The following is a 14,434-nucleotide window of genomic DNA, read 5'->3' on the forward strand; positions in this document are numbered from 1 at the left end:
GGTTTCACTGTCGAGGACAGCGGCTAGCGGACAGCCACCTCACGAGTCCGATTGCTATACAAGTCTGGACCACCTCCTTTCCCGTGTACCGCCACGCTATCCACTTCCCCGGGGCGGCGGCAACGGATTTAGATCACCGGGCGGGCCGGAATCATCCGCCCTGGCCAGGACGCCCGGTCCGGGGCGTCAGGAGGGCTCGACGATGCCGATCGGGTCCTCGCGGGGGCCGTCCTCGTTGGCCGGCTGCACCGCCAGGGACGGAAAATCGGCCAGGTCACCCGCCGGCTCGGCGTCCCACTCCGGGAAGCGTGCTCCCGGGACTGCTGCCCGGGGGCGACCACCGCCGCGTCCACCGAGACGATCTCGGCGACGTCCGGGTCGAGGCCGTGGCTGGCCCCGTGGCCGATCTCCTCGGTGACTTTGACCAGCAGGTGCGCGGTGACCGCCGGGGTGACCCCGGCGTCGACCATCGCCTTGAACGCGGTCAGCACCGCCGCCACGCCGGCCTTGTCGTCCAGGTGCCGGGACTTGACGTACCCGCTCGGGGTGGCCGTCGGGTCGGGCAGCAGCGCGACGAAGTCGCCGGCGTCGATGCCGAGGTCGCCCAGCCCGGCGACGTCCTCCACCGGCTCGTCGACCCGGACCTCGACCTGCGCCCAGCCGACGCCCTGGAGGTCGACGTCGTCGTTGTAGCGGTGCCCGCTCGCCTTGAGCGGCAGCACCTGGCCGGTGATCATCCGCTCCAGGTCGTCGGTGAAGATCCGCACGTGGGCGCCCTCCGCGAACCGGGCGCTGTGGGTGCCGATCGACTTCGGCTCCAGCCGGCCGTTCTCCTTGAGCCGCTTGACCATCCCGCCGATGGTGTCGGTGTGCACCACGATCGCCCGGTCCGCGCCGGTCTGCCGGGGACCGGGCAGGCAGGCGCTCAACGCCCCGCGCCGGGTCAGCGTGGAGGAGATCCCCAGCGCGGAGAGGCGTTCCCCCACGTACTGCTGCACGTGGTCGGTACGCCCCGACGGGCTCGGGATCTCCAGCAGCTCCACCAACACCTGGCGCAGGTAGTCCAGGTCGATGTCCAGTGGCGTGGGGCTCACGCGCCCCCTCCGGGCCCGGCCGGGGTCCACAGCCGCCGGGGGGCACGGGTGCCGGGGAAGAGCAGCCCGACGATCCCGCTCCTGGACCGGCCGGTCCGCCTCGGCGGTGCGCTCCTGGGCCCGGCAGGCCCGGCACCGATACTCGGTGCCGGGCCTGAGGCGCTCGGTCGGTCTGCCTCAGCCGGCGGTACGGGCCACGCCCACCGGGCAGCTCAACCCGTTCGGGCCGTGGTTGCAGTAGCCGTTCGGGTTCTTCGTCGGGGCAAGGTACTGCTGGTGATAGTCCTCGGCGAAGTAGTAGTCGCCCAACGGCGCGATCTCCGTGCTGATCTCACCCTTGCCGGCCCGCGCCACGATCGGCGCGAACGCGTCCCGGGACGCCTGCGCGGTGGCCAGTTGCTCTTCGGTGCTGGTGTAGATCGCCGAGCGGTACTGGGTGCCGACGTCGTTGCCCTGACGCATGCCCTGGGTTGGGTCGTGGTTCTCCCAGAACACCTTGAGCAGATCCTCGTAGCTGATCAGGGCCGGGTCGTAGACCACCTGGACCACCTCGGCGTGCCCGGTCATCCCCGAACAGACCTCCTCGTACGTCGGGTTCGGCGTGACGCCGCCCGCGTAGCCGACGGAGGTGGTCAGCACCCCGGGCAGGGTCCAGAACAGCCGCTCGGCACCCCAGAAACAGCCCATGCCGAAGACCGCGACCTGAGCTCCCTCCGGGAACGGACCCTTCAGCGACGACGCCAGCACCTCGTGCCGGTCACCGATCGGCATCGCGATCGGGCGACCCGGCAGGGCCTGGTCGGGAGTGGGCAACTCGGCCTTCATGCGGCGAAGGAACACGGTGGGACTCCTCTCGTACCTCTCCCCGCGTGCAACGCGAGTCGGCCCGACTTCCTTACCCGCTGGGCCGCGCCTCTCGCCCGTCCCGCCCGGCGGATCCCGACGCCCCGAGACAGGCGGGCGACGCCGGGCGCGGGTGCCGGGGGCGGGTGTGGGGGCCGGGCGTGGAATGTCCGTGTCCGTGTCTGTGTCTGTGTCCGTGTCCGTGTCCGTGTCCGTGTCAGGGTCCGGGTGCTCCGGGTGCTCCGGGTGCTCGGGAGGTGCGGGGTGCCCGGGGTGCCAGGGGGTGCAGGGCCGGGCGCGGGTGCGCGGGGTGCCAGGGTGCGGGGCCGGGCGCGCGGGGAGCCAGGGTGTCAGGGTGCGGGGCCGGGGTGGGGTGCGCAGTTAGGTGAGGGCGGCGGTGATGCGGGCGGCGTAGGACTCGGCCTCGGTGTCGTCGGTGTAGCGGGTGCGGGGCCAGAAGAAGCCGCGTAGGCCGTCACCCTTCGTCCTCGGCACCACGTGCGTGTGCAGGTGTGCCACCGACTGCGACACCCGGTTGTTCAACGCCACGAACGTGCCGCCGGCCCCCAGACCGGATTCCACCGCCACCGCCAGGCGCTGTACCAGCCGGAAGTAGCGGGCAGGGCCAGCGCCGGCAGGTCGGACAGGGTGACCAGGTGGGCGCGGGGCACCACCAGCAGGTGCCCTCTGAATACCGGCCGGGTGTCCAGGAAGGCGACCCCGTCCGGCTCGTCGGCCACCCGGAACGCCGGCACCTCACCCGCCACGATCCCACAGAACACGCACCCACTCACCCGGGCAGCCTATTGCCGCCCGCCGCCCGCCGCCCGCCGCCCGCCCGCCGCCCGCCCGCCGCCCGCCCGCCGCCCGCCCGCCGCCCGCCCGCCGCTCGCCCGCCGCTCGCCCGCCGCTCGCCCGCCGCCCGCCGCCGCTCGCCGCTCGCCGCCGTTTCCCGCCCCCGTCTGCCGCTTCCCCCTGCTTGCTGTATGCCGCTTCCTGCTCGCTCCCCGCCGCCGCCTGCCGCCTGCGCCGAGCGTCGCCTCCGCTCCTGGCCTCGCCGACCGTTCGCCCGCGTGCCTCGTTCGTCGGCAGCCCACCTGCGCGCCCCCGGCCGCCTGCCGCTTGGCGCTCTGGGTGCACTTGTTGTCGCTTTAGCGACAACAAGTGCACCCGAAGGTGGTTCCCGCCGTGCAGGCGGGCGGCGACGGCGAGTGCTCGGCCGAGAGGCAACGGGTTGGTGGCGCTGTCAGGCCGAGCGACGACAGGACGGGAAGTGGTGGCGCTGTCCGGTCAAGCGACGACAGGACGGGAAGTGGTGGCGCTGTCCGGTCAAGCGGCGACGGGTCGGGACGGACGGTGGCGTTGTCGCGTCGAGCGGCGACGGAGCGGAGCGGGGCGGGGCGGGCAGAGGAGCGGCGACGGGGAAGGGGAAAGGAGTGGAGCAGCGACGGGGCAGGGAAGTGGAGCGGCGACGCGGTAGGGAGTGGTGCGGCGACGGATAAAAGCCAGGAAGTGGGGCGGCGACAAATAAGCCAGGAAGTGGAACGGTGACGGGTGGAAGACGGAGTGGGGCGGGGCTGGGGAAGGGGAGGTGGGGACGGGCGGCACGGTGGCCGGGTGTGATCGGCTGCCGGGTTCTGCCCGGCCGCCGAATGCGGCGGACTAACGTCTGCGGAATGAGTCACGGCTTCGAGACGCTCGCCATCCACGCCGGCCAGGACCCGGAGGCCCGGACCGGCGCGGTGATCCCACCGATCTACCAGACCAGCACCTATGCCCAGGACGCCGTCGGCGCACCCCGGCAGGGCTACGAATACAGCCGTTCCGGCAACCCCACCCGGGACGCCCTCCAGGAGTGCCTGGCCGCGCTGGAGGGTGGGCGGGTCGGCCTCGCCTTCGCCAGCGGCCTGGCCGCCGAGGACACCCTGCTGCGCGCCGTCTGCAAGCCCGGTGACCACGTGGTGATCCCGGACGACGCGTACGGCGGCACGTACCGGCTCTTCGCCCGGGTCGCCGAGCGCTGGGGGTTGGACTACACCCCGGCGAAGGTCTCCGACGTCGACGCGGTGCGGGCGGCGATCCGTCCCGGCAGCACGAGGATCGTCTGGGTGGAGACGCCGACCAACCCGCTGCTCGGCATCGCCGACATCGCCACCCTCGCCGGTGCCGCGCACGACGCCGGCGCGCTGCTGGCGGTCGACAACACCTTCGCCTCGCCGTACCTTCAGCAGCCGCTCGCGCACGGCGCGGACGTGGTGGTGCACTCCACCACCAAGTACGTCGGCGGCCACTCCGACGTGGTCGGCGGCGCGCTGGTGGTGGCCGACACCGGGCTCGGCGACGAGCTGCGCTACCACCAGAACGCGATGGGCGCGATCAACGGCCCGTTCGACGCCTGGCTCACCCTGCGCGGCATCAAGACCCTCGGGGTACGGATGGACCGGCACTGCGACAACGCCGAGCGGATCGCCGGCTACCTGGACGGGCACGCCAAGGTCGCCCAGGTGATCTACCCGGGCATCCCGTCGCACCCCGGCCACGAGGTGGCCGCCAAGCAGATGCGCCGGTTCGGCGGCATGATCTCCTTCCGCGCGGCCGGCGGCGAGGAGCACGCGGTGGAGATCTGCAACCGGGCCAAGCTCTTCGTCCTCGCCGAGTCCCTGGGTGGCGTGGAGTCCCTGATCGAGCACCCGGGCCGGATGACACACGCAAGTGCTGCCGGCTCGCCGCTTGAAGTTCCCGGCGATCTCGTGCGACTGTCTGTCGGCATCGAGACGGTCGACGACCTGCTCGCCGATCTGGAGCAGGCGCTGGGCTGACCGCTGGCTGGGGAGGGTGGCCGTGCAGGACATCATGCCGACCTGGGTGGGGGCGACCGCCAAGCAGATCGCCCGGGGGGTGCGTCGGGGCGACGTCTCCGCCACCCAGGTCGTCGCCGACCACCTGGACCACATCGCCCGGGTCGACGCCGACCTCGCCGCGTTCCGTGCGGTACGCGGCGGGGAGGCGATCACCGAGGCGGAGAAGGTCGACGAGCAGGAGGAGCTGGCGAACCTTCCGCTGGCCGGGGTGCCGGTCGCGGTGAAGGAGAACACCCCGGTCGCCGGGCTGCCCACCTGGAACGGCTCGGCCGCCGCGCGTACCCCGGTGGCGGAGGCCGACCACGAGGTGGTCCGCCGGTTGCGCGGCGCCGGTGCGGTGATCCTCGGGGTGACCCGGATGCCGGAGCTGGGGCTCTGGGCGCTCACCGACGACGCCTCCGCGGTCACCCGCAACCCGTGGGACGCCCGGCGTACCCCGGGTGGCTCGTCCGGCGGGGCCGCCGCCGCGGTCGCGGCCGGGCTGGTGCCGATCGCGCACGGTAACGACGGGCTCGGTTCGATCCGTATCCCGGCGGCCTGCTGCGGCCTGGTCGGGCTCAAGCCGGGCCGGGGCGTCGTCCCGTGCCAGCTCGGCGCGGAGGACTGGTTCGGCCTGACCGAGCACGGCATGCTCACCACCACGGTCGCCGACGCCGCCGTGGGCTTCCAGGTGCTCGCCGGTCGCCGTCCCGACAAGCTCGTCCCGCCGCAGCGGCTGCGGGTGGGCGTCTCGCTCCGCTCGCCGGTGCGCGGGGTGTCCCCGGACGCCCCCAACCGGGACGCGGTGACGGCCGCCGGCAGGTTGCTCGCCGCCGCCGGGCACGACACCGTGCCCGCCGACCCGGTCTACCCGACCGCGCTCGGTCTCCAGGGGATCGCCACCTGGTTCGCCGCCGCCGCTGCCGACGTGCGCGCCGCCGGCATCGAGCGGCGTGGGCTCCAGCGGCGCAGCCGCCGGCACGTCGCGCTGGGCGACTGGGCGCGCCGCCGGGGGTACGTCCGGGAGGCCGACCGGGCCGCCTGGCGGGACCGGTCCATCGGCTTCTTCACCGACCACTCCGTCGACCTGCTGCTCACCCCGGCGCTGGCCGGGCCGCCGCCGGAGGCCACCGCCTGGTCCAGCCGGTCCTGGTTGGCGAACATGAAGGCCAACATCCGGTACGCCCCGTACGCGGCACCGTGGAACATCGCCGGCCTGCCGTCGATCGTGGTGCCGGTCGGCCGCCGGCCGGACGGTCTGCCGGTCGCCGCGCAGCTCGTCGGCCCGCCCGGTTCGGAGCTGCTGCTGCTCGGCATCGCCGGGCAGTTCGAGATGCTGGCACCGTGGATCCGGCACGCCCCCGGCTATCCCCGGGTCGGCACGGGGTCGCCCGCCGTCGCATGATCGTCCCCCGGGTCCGCGTACCTGCACGCGGACCCGGGGGGCCATCACCCGCCGGCCGATCGGCGGTGGACCGGTCGACTTCGGGGGCTCCGGGGTCGGGTGGCACGATCGGGGCATGACGGAACTGGTCGGTCTCGCCGACGTACGGGCCGCGCGGGAACTGCTCGCCGGGGTCACTCGGACCACCCCGCTGGAGCCCTTCCGGCCGCTGAGCGCCGCGCTGGCCGGGCCGGTGTGGCTGAAGTGCGAGAACATGCAGCGCGCCGGGTCGTACAAGGTGCGCGGCGCGTATGTGCGGATCTCCCGGTTGTCGGCCGAGGAACGCGGCCGGGGTGTGGTCGCGGCCAGCGCCGGCAACCACGCCCAGGGCGTCGCCCTCGCCGCCGGCCTGGTCGGCACCCACGCCACGGTCTTCATGCCGGTGAACGCGCCGCTGCCGAAGGTGGCCGCCACCAAGGGGTACGGCGCCCAGGTCGAGCTGGTCGGCAACACCGTCGACGAGTCGCTGGTGGCCGCCCAGACCTACGCCGAGCGGACCGGGGCGGTGTTCATCCACCCGTTCGACCACGTGGACGTCATCGCCGGCCAGGGCACGGTCGCGCTGGAGATCCTGGAGCAGTGCCCCGAGGTGAAGACGATCATCACGGGGGTCGGTGGCGGCGGCCTGATCTCCGGGATGGCGGTGGTGGCGAAGGCGCTCCGGCCCGACGTGCGGATCGTCGGCGTGCAGGCGGCCAGCGCGGCTGCCTTCCCGCCCTCGCTGGCCGCCGGTGAGCCGGTCCGACTGCCCGCCTTCGCCACGATCGCCGACGGCATCGCGGTCGGCCGGCCGGGGGAGATCACCTTCACCCACGTCCGCAAGTTGGTCGACGAGATCGTCACCGTCACCGAGGAGGACATCTCCCGGGCGCTGCTGATGCTGCTGGAGCGGGGCAAGCAGGTGGTGGAGCCGGCCGGCGCGGTGGGGGTGGCCGCGCTGCTCGCCGGTGCCGTCGAGGTGGCGGCCCCGGTGGTGGCGGTGCTCTCCGGCGGCAACATCGACCCGCTGCTGATGCTGCGGGTGATCGAGCACGGGCTCGCCGCCGCCGGACGCTACCTGCGGGTCACCGTGCGCTGCTCGGACCGTCCCGGCCAGCTCGCCTCGCTGCTCGCCGAGATCGCCGAGCACCGGGCCAACGTGGTCGACGTCGAGCACCAGCGGGCCAACCCGCGCCTGGGGCTCGGCGAGGTGGAGGTGGCGCTGTCGGTGGAGACCCGGGGTGTCGAGCACTCCGACACGCTGATCAGCGCGTTGCGGGCCAGCGGCTACCAGGTGGTCTTCGCGGCCGAGGCGTGACACCGGTCGGGTGGCACGCCTCGGCCGTACGCGGATCCGGCCCGCCGGGTGCAGCCGACGGGAACGGTCTCAGCCGGAGAAGGGCTCGAAGCTGACCACGGTCACCTTGATGTCGGCGCCGCTCGGCGCCGTGTAGGTGCAGGTCTGGCCGGGCCGGCCGTGCAGGATCGCCTTGCCCAGCGCCGACTCGGGGCTGTAGACCGTCAGGTCGGTGGTGGCGGCGATCTCCCGCGACCCGAGCAGGAACGTCTCGGTGTCGTCCTTGTCGTCGTCGAAGTAGATCGTCACGACCATGCCCGGCGACACCGAGTCGGCCGTCGGCGCCTCGCCGACCTGGGCGGTGCGGAGCAGCTCCCTGAGGTAGAGGATCCGGCCCTCGGCCTTGCCCTGCTCCTCGCGGGCGGCGTGGTAGCCGCCGTTCTCCCGCAGGTCGCCCTCCTCGCGCCGGGCGTTGATCTCGGCGGCGATGACCGGCCGGTTGGCGATCAGCTCGTCGAGCTCGCCCTGGAGGCGGTCGTGCGCGTCCTGGGACAGCCAGGTGGCGGGCGCCTTGTTGTCATTGGTGGACACAGGCGTACTCCTCGGATGTGCGGACTGGCTGACAGGTGAGTTACCAAGTTACCAGTGGCGCGCACTCCCGGGTGTCGTCGATCACCGGGCGGGGGACGACCGGCGGCGCTCAGCCCACCGGCCGGCAGCGCAGCACCTCACCGATGAACGGGCGTTCGGTGGTGGTGATCCGGTGCCGGGTGGTGACGTGCCGCTGGCCGGCGGCCGCGGTCACGGTGACCTCGTCGTGGCCCACCTCGGTGCCGTCGTGCGAGCGGGCCCGCACCAGGCACACCGCCGAACCGCCCTCGGGCACGGTCACCCGGAAGTCGACCTGCACGCCGGTGTCGCTGATCCCGGTGTAGGTGATCACCTCGGCGTCGTACTCCGGGTCGCCGTAGCGCTGGTAGAGCTGTGTCGCGGCCAGGACCAGCCCGGCGACCAGGGCAGCCACCAGCAGCCAGAGCAGGAACGGGCGGCGGCTTCCGGGCTCCCGGCGGCGTCCGTACCGGCCGGGCGGGAACACCGGCGCGCCCGAGGGAATTGTGGCGTGCGTCTCGGTCACCGGCGGGTATCTCCTGGCGTTGTTGTCGGCGGCATCGGCAAGAATGGCAGGGACCATCTTCCCAGCCCGTGGCTGAGTCAAGGATGGCAGGTCAGCCGCCGCGCTGACAGGTCACCGCGGCAGGTCAGGCGGGCGGCCCCGGCCGGGTCCCCGTGGGCACAGACGAGGAGCGCCCAAGTTGGCAGAGCAACTGCGTCTCATGGCCGTGCACGCGCACCCGGACGACGAGTCGAGCAAGGGCGCCGCGACCACGGCGAAGTACGTCGCCGAGGGGGTGGACGTGCTGGTCGTCACCTGCACCGGAGGCGAGCGGGGCAGCGTGCTCAACCCCAAGCTGGACCGCCCCGACGTGTGGGCCAACATCGCCGAGATCCGGCGCGCCGAGATGGACGCCGCCCGGGCGATCCTCGGCATAGAGCAGGCCTGGCTGGGCTTCGTCGACTCGGGTCTGCCCGAGGGTGACCCGCTGCCGCCGCTGCCCGAGGGGTGCTTCGCCCAGCAGGACGTCGAGGTGGCCGCGGGGCCGCTGGTGAAGCTGATGCGGGAGTTCCGTCCGCACGTCGTCACCACGTACGACGAGGAGGGTGGCTACCCGCACCCCGACCACATCATGTGCCACAAGGTCTCGGTCGCCGCGTTCGAGGCGGCCGGCGACCCGGCGCGCTACCCGGAGCTGGGCGCCGCCTGGCAGCCGCTGAAGCTCTACTACGACATCGGCTTCTCCCGAGGCAAGATCCTGGCCCTGCACGAGGGCATGCTGGCGGCGGGTCTCGCCTCGCCGTACGAGGAGTGGCTCAAGCGCTGGGAGGACCGGCCGGACAAGGGCCCGCGGATCACCACCCGGGTGGAGTGCGCGGAGTACTTCCCGGTCCGCGACGACGCGCTGCGCGCCCACGCCACCCAGGTCGACCCGGACGGCTTCTGGTTCCACGTGCCGATGGAGCTGCAACAGCGGGCCTGGCCCACGGAGGACTACCAACTCGCCCGCTCGACGGTCGACAGCCCGCTGCCGGAGTCCGACCTGTTCGCCGGGGTGCGCGAGACCGCCCATGCCCGCTGACCGGGCGCCGGGGCTACGCTGAAGCCCCACCGCACATCGGAGAATCACCATGCTGACCGCTGCCCAGGTGCTCGCGGAGAACAACTTCGGTGACACCCGCACGGGTGGTCTGGCCGGGCCGATGGGCCTCTTCCTCATCGTGCTCCTGGCCACCGCCACCGTCCTGCTGATCCGCAACATGAACTCCCGGCTGCGCCGGCTGCCCGACCGGTTCCCGCAGCAGGGGCGCGCCGTCGACCTCGACCGGGCCGACTCGTCGGCCACCGGTCCGTCGGACGGGACGGCGGGGCAGGAATCACGTACGGACGCGCCCAACGGCCACCAGCAGCCCTGAAACGGGTAGTTGGCACGTGATTCACGCCGATCCGGGTCGTCGCCCCCTGTTGCGGCCACCCGGATTGGCTTAGCCTTCCGCCGGGGGGACGAAAGTCCCTGAGCCGTGCGCGGGAGGGGGCGCCATGACCGTCGCAGCCGCGTCCGTCCGCCGCGCCATCCGCCCGGCGAACGGAGTCGGGCGGTGACGTCCGGCAGGGCCGGCGACCCCGCCGACCCGCCCAGCACCCGCGACGAGTCATCGCGGGTGCTGGCGCTGACCGCTGCCATGGCGCTGACCGCGCTGGTGGCGGTCGTGATCGGCCTACTCCTCCCGGCCGCCCTGCCGCCGGACGACCCGCTCCCCGCGCCGGCCCGGTTCGGCATCGCCGTCGGCGCGTTCGCCCTCGCCCAGCTCGCCCGGCTGCGGTTCCGTACCGCCACCGGCATGGTCAGCATCACCTGGGGCGAGGCCGCCCTGATCATCTGCCTGTACCTGATCCCGGCCGGGTGGCTGCCGGCCGCCGTGCTGCTCGGCGCCGGCGGCGCGTGGACGGCGATGTCGGTGGCCGGGGACCGGCGGAGCCCGCTGGAACTGATCCGGATCGCGGCGTCGCTGACCGCGGCCACCGCGCTCGCCGTCGCCGTCGCCACCGCACTGGGCGAGCCGCTGCTGGCGGCCCCCACCCCGGCGCTCGCGCTGGCCCTTATCGCCGGTTCGGTGACGTACCTGTTCGCCACCGCCTGGCTGGGCGGGGCCACGCTGGCGCTGCGGCACGGCGTGGCGGTCGGCCCGCCGGTGCTCACCGCGCTCCGTGGCAAGCTGCTGATGTTCGTCGGCAACGTGGCGGTCGGCCTGGTCGTGGTCGCGCTGCTGGAGCTCGACCCCCGGTGGCTGCTGCTCCTCCCGCCGCCGCTCTGGCTGCTCCAGCAGACGTACCGGCACCGGCTGCGGGCCGAACAGGAGCGGCGTACCTGGCGGGCGTTCGCCGAGGCGACCGCCGCCCTCAACCAACTCGACGAGCGGGGGGTGGCCACCGCCGCGGTGACCGGCGCGCTGACGCTCTTCGGCGCCGAGCTGGTGGACGTCGACGTCGCCCGTGGTGACGGGCGGTGGCGTCGCTACCGGGGGGACACCTCGGGTCGGGTGCGCGACCGGGAGGTGGCGGCGCCCGGTGGAGCCGCCTCCGACGAGCACGAGCTGGCCCGCTCGCTCGCCGTCGGCGACGTCCAGGTCGGACAGTTGCGGGTCCGCTTCCCGGCCTCCGGGCCGCCGAGCGCCCGGGAGCGGGACGCGGTGGCGGCCTTCTCCGACGCGTTGGCCGCCGCGCTGCACGACGCGGCCACCCACCGGGAGTTGCGGCTGGTCAGCGCCCGATCGTCGTACGACGCGGTGCACGACGCGCTGACCGGGCTGGTCAACCGGGCGGCCATGCTGAGCAAGGGCGACCAGGCGTTGCGGCAGCTCGCCCACGACCATCCGGTGGCCCTGCTGCTGCTCGACATCAACCAGTTCAAAGAGGTCAACGACACTCTCGGGCATGCGGCCGGTGACCAGCTCCTCCGGCTCACCGCGAACCGGCTGGGCCTGCTGACCCGCGCCGGTGACCTGCTCGGCCGGCTCGGCGGGGACGAGTTCGCCCTGCTGCTGACGTCGGTCCCGGTGATCGGCGACCGGGCCGCGCCGATGGCGTACGCGCTGCGCCAGGCCCGGGAGATCGCCGAGCGGCTGGCCGCGCCGACCGAGGTGGCCGGGGTGCGGATGTCGGTCGAAGTGGCGGTCGGCGTGGTGGTGGCCGGTGCGGGCACCGCCGACCTGACCGAGCTGCTGCGCCGGGCCGACATCGCCATGTACCAGGCGAAGGAGGGCGGGGGCAGCGTCGCCGCGTACGACAGCGCCCGGGACGCCGCCAGCACCGACCAGTTGGCGTTGCTGGCCGAGCTGCGGGAGGCGTTGCAGGCCGACGACCAGCTCGTGCTGGCGCTGCAACCGGCGGTCGACCTGGCCACCGGCGCGCCGACCGGGGTGGAGGCGCTGATCCGCTGGCGGCATCCCCGGCGGGGCTGGCTCGGTCCGGCGGACTTCATCCGGCCGGTGGAGAACAGCGAGCAGCTCGGCACCTTCACCCGGTACGTGCTGGACAAGGCACTCTCGGTGGCCGCCGAGTGGGCCCGGGACGGGTTGGACGTGCCGATCTCGGTGAACCTCTCGGCGCGCAGCCTGCTCGACCCCCGGCTGCCGGCCGAGATCGCCGACGCGCTGCGCCGGCACCAGGTGGCGGCGCACCGGCTCGTCCTGGAGATCACCGAGACGGTGGTGATGAGCGAGCTGGAGGTGATCGACGAGGTGCTGGCCACGCTGCGCGGGATGGGCGTCCAGTTGGCCGTCGACGACTTCGGCACCGGGTTCTCGTCGTTGACCTTCCTGACCCGGATCGCGGTCGACGAGTTGAAGGTGGACCGGTCGTTCGTGATCCGGATGGCCGACTCGCCGGAGGCCGCGGCGATCGTCCGGACCACGGTGGGGCTCGCCCACGAGCTGGGGCTGCGGGTGGTGGCCGAGGGGGTGGAGACGGCCGAGCAGCGGACCGCCCTGGCCGAGTTGGGCTGCACCGCCGCCCAGGGGTACCACTTCTTCAAGCCGATGCCGGCCGACAAGATCGGCGCGGTGCTCGGCTCGCTGCGTGACTCGGCCGAGTCGAACGTCTTCCCGCTGCGCGCCGACGGTGCGTCCTGACGGTGGGTGCCCGAGCCCGCTCCGCACGCGTTGTCACCACCGCCACCGCCACCGCCACCGCCACCGCCCCCGCCACGCCACCACCCGCACCGCTTGCCCCGCCCGCTGCGGTGACCTCTGACGTTGACCGGATGCGGCGCTGATAGCCCGAGCTGGTCGTCGAGCCCTTCGTGCGGGTGGAGCTGGTGGCCGCCCCCGGCGAACATGCCCGTTCAGGCGAGTATGCCGCTCCGGCATAAATATGCCTGAGCGGCATATCGGTGTCCGGTGTACTCGCGGTCGGCGGGGGAAACGCCGGCCGGCGCACTCGGGTGGCCGGCGTGCCACCGCGACCACGCGCACACCCCCTCCTCCGGCCGGACCGGCCCCGCCGCCAGGCAGCGACGCACAGCCTGGCCTGCGCCCCCCACGCGGTTGGCCTGCGCCCCTCACGGGGTTGGCCTGCGCTCCGCGCGGGGGTGGCCTGGCGTCCCGCACGGCCTGAGCGCGGCGCGGACGGGAGTGGTCCGCGTCCCGCACGAGAGTGGCCCGCGTCCCGCACGGGGGACGCGGGCCACCGGCTGGCGGGTCAGCCTCGGGGCAGCACCTCGCCGACGACGGCCGGCAGCGCCGCCCAGTCGGCCGAGGCGACGCTGGCGTGGGCACGGGCGAGCTGGGCGAGGCGGGCCCGCGCGGCGTCCGGGTCGGTGTTGCCGACCGCCGGCGGGACGTTCTGCGCGTCGGTCATCACCAGCAGGTAGTGGTTGGTGTCGTACCAGGAGGTGTCGATCCCGCCGGTGACGTACGCGCTCGCGTCACCGTCGAAGAGGACGAACCAGGGGCGCAGGCTGGTGTCGGCGTACCGGCTGCGCGGGTCGCCGGCCTGGGCCCGGTGCACCGCCGGGAACGCCTGGGCCTGGCCGAGGGTGCCGGCCGCCGCGAGGCCGGCCAGGTACTGGGCGTACTCCACGTCGGTCCAGAGGGTGTCGGTCGGGTTGCCCTCCTCGACGGTGCCGGGGATCAACTCCACGATGACCTTGCCGGCGAGCTGCTGGCGGGTCGGCCAGGCGTTGGCGCGGGCGGCGGCGTCCAGGGTGGCGTAGCCGCCGCGCAGGTCGGCCGGGCGGAACACCCGGCTGCCGAGCCGGGCGGCGAGCACGGCGTCGAGCTGGGCCGGGCCCTGCCCGGTGCGGCTGCTGAAGCCGGTCTTCAGCTCCAGCTTGAGCTGGAGCGGTCCGGCGTCGGGGTGGGCGTCGAACCAGAGCCGGATGTCGTCGAGGCAGTTCTCCAGGTTCTTGTTCCGGGTGCCGGTGTAGAGCTGGGCGGCGCTGGTGGCGGCGACGCAGTTGTTGTCGTTGCCCAGCGGGTTGGAGTGGCTGACCCGCCACTGCTTGGTGATGATGTCCGGCCAGACGTCCAGCTCGATCATGCCGGGCCGGGCGTCGAGGGCCTGGGCCAGGTAGGCGTAGGTGCCACGTTCGTACGCGTTGTGGGTGCCGACCACGGTGGTCGCCGAGACCCGGGTCCCCGGGTCCACCGCGGCCGAGGCGGGCTGGGCGGCGGTGACCACCGCCGCGACCGCCGCGACCGACGTGAGCGCTGACAGGAGACGGGATCCGCGCATGCGTACCTCCTCGCAGGACCGGTGACGTTCACCGGGCACGAACAGATCAAAGTCGATGAATGTGAACGAGGGAAGACCCGGTTGCGGCCG

Annotated in this window: 10 protein-coding genes and 2 pseudogenes; 6 read left to right on the forward strand and 6 right to left on the reverse strand. The window is 73.5% G+C overall.

The features are described 5' to 3' along the window. Positions 1-186: 186 nt before the first annotated feature. The 3 genes and pseudogenes from ACIQG9_RS03935 to ACIQG9_RS03945 all read right to left on the reverse strand — a co-directional run bounded on the left by ACIQG9_RS03935 (position 187) and on the right by ACIQG9_RS03945 (position 2,731). A pseudogene (locus ACIQG9_RS03935) lies at positions 187-1,094 on the reverse strand (M20/M25/M40 family metallo-hydrolase). A gap of 177 nt (positions 1,095-1,271) precedes the next feature. Beyond that, positions 1,272-1,934, reverse strand: a complete 663-nt coding sequence (gene msrA / locus ACIQG9_RS03940; RefSeq protein ID WP_400398168.1) for a peptide-methionine (S)-S-oxide reductase MsrA — start codon at positions 1,932-1,934, stop codon at positions 1,272-1,274. A 384-nt stretch (positions 1,935-2,318) separates the two neighbouring features. Next, positions 2,319-2,731, reverse strand: a pseudogene (locus ACIQG9_RS03945) (HIT family protein). Positions 2,732-3,613: 882 nt separating this feature from the next. On the opposite strand from ACIQG9_RS03945, the gene ACIQG9_RS03950 reads away from it, so the two are divergent. The 3 genes from ACIQG9_RS03950 (at position 3,614) to ilvA (ending at position 7,518) form a co-directional block, all read left to right on the forward strand. Next, positions 3,614-4,756, forward strand: a complete 1,143-nt coding sequence (locus ACIQG9_RS03950) for a cystathionine gamma-synthase (protein ID WP_400398170.1) — start codon at positions 3,614-3,616, stop codon at positions 4,754-4,756. Between the two features lie 16 nt (positions 4,757-4,772). Continuing rightward, positions 4,773-6,182: an amidase gene (locus ACIQG9_RS03955; RefSeq protein WP_400398172.1), complete on the forward strand. Its 1,410-nt coding sequence runs from the start codon at positions 4,773-4,775 to the stop codon at positions 6,180-6,182. Positions 6,183-6,297: 115 nt separating this feature from the next. After that, the gene (gene ilvA, locus ACIQG9_RS03960; RefSeq protein ID WP_400398173.1) at positions 6,298-7,518 is read left to right on the forward strand and encodes a threonine ammonia-lyase; all 1,221 of its coding nucleotides are present in this window, start codon (positions 6,298-6,300) and stop codon (positions 7,516-7,518) included. 69 nt (positions 7,519-7,587) lie between these two features. Here ilvA and greA read toward each other — a convergent pair whose 3' ends face one another. Both greA and ACIQG9_RS03970 read right to left on the reverse strand, forming a co-directional pair. Next, complete coding sequence (gene greA / locus ACIQG9_RS03965; protein ID WP_400398175.1) at positions 7,588-8,088, reverse strand: transcription elongation factor GreA; 501 nt, start codon at positions 8,086-8,088, stop codon at positions 7,588-7,590. A 109-nt stretch (positions 8,089-8,197) separates the two neighbouring features. Continuing rightward, positions 8,198-8,632 carry a DUF4307 domain-containing protein gene (locus tag ACIQG9_RS03970; protein WP_400398177.1) on the reverse strand — a complete coding sequence of 145 codons (435 nt, stop codon included), beginning with the start codon at positions 8,630-8,632 and terminating at the stop codon, positions 8,198-8,200. Between the two features lie 178 nt (positions 8,633-8,810). Between ACIQG9_RS03970 and mca the strand changes: the two genes are divergently transcribed. From mca to ACIQG9_RS03985, 3 genes are all read left to right on the forward strand, one after another. Continuing rightward, positions 8,811-9,692, forward strand: a complete 882-nt coding sequence (gene mca / locus ACIQG9_RS03975) for a mycothiol conjugate amidase Mca (protein ID WP_400398179.1) — start codon at positions 8,811-8,813, stop codon at positions 9,690-9,692. A 49-nt stretch (positions 9,693-9,741) separates the two neighbouring features. Then, a complete protein-coding gene (locus ACIQG9_RS03980; RefSeq protein WP_400398181.1) occupies positions 9,742-10,026 on the forward strand; it encodes a hypothetical protein in 285 nt (94 codons plus the stop codon). A gap of 267 nt (positions 10,027-10,293) precedes the next feature. Further along, positions 10,294-12,741: a putative bifunctional diguanylate cyclase/phosphodiesterase gene (locus ACIQG9_RS03985; protein WP_400398790.1), complete on the forward strand. Its 2,448-nt coding sequence runs from the start codon at positions 10,294-10,296 to the stop codon at positions 12,739-12,741. A gap of 568 nt (positions 12,742-13,309) precedes the next feature. On the opposite strand, the gene ACIQG9_RS03990 is transcribed toward ACIQG9_RS03985, so the two are convergent. Further along, entirely contained in the window at positions 13,310-14,344 is a 1,035-nt protein-coding gene (locus ACIQG9_RS03990) for a phosphatidylinositol-specific phospholipase C domain-containing protein (RefSeq protein WP_400398182.1), read from the reverse strand. Positions 14,345-14,434 lie beyond the last annotated feature (90 nt).

Source organism: Micromonospora sp. NPDC092111 (genome assembly GCF_044755745.1).
Lineage (GTDB): Bacteria > Actinomycetota > Actinomycetes > Mycobacteriales > Micromonosporaceae > Micromonospora.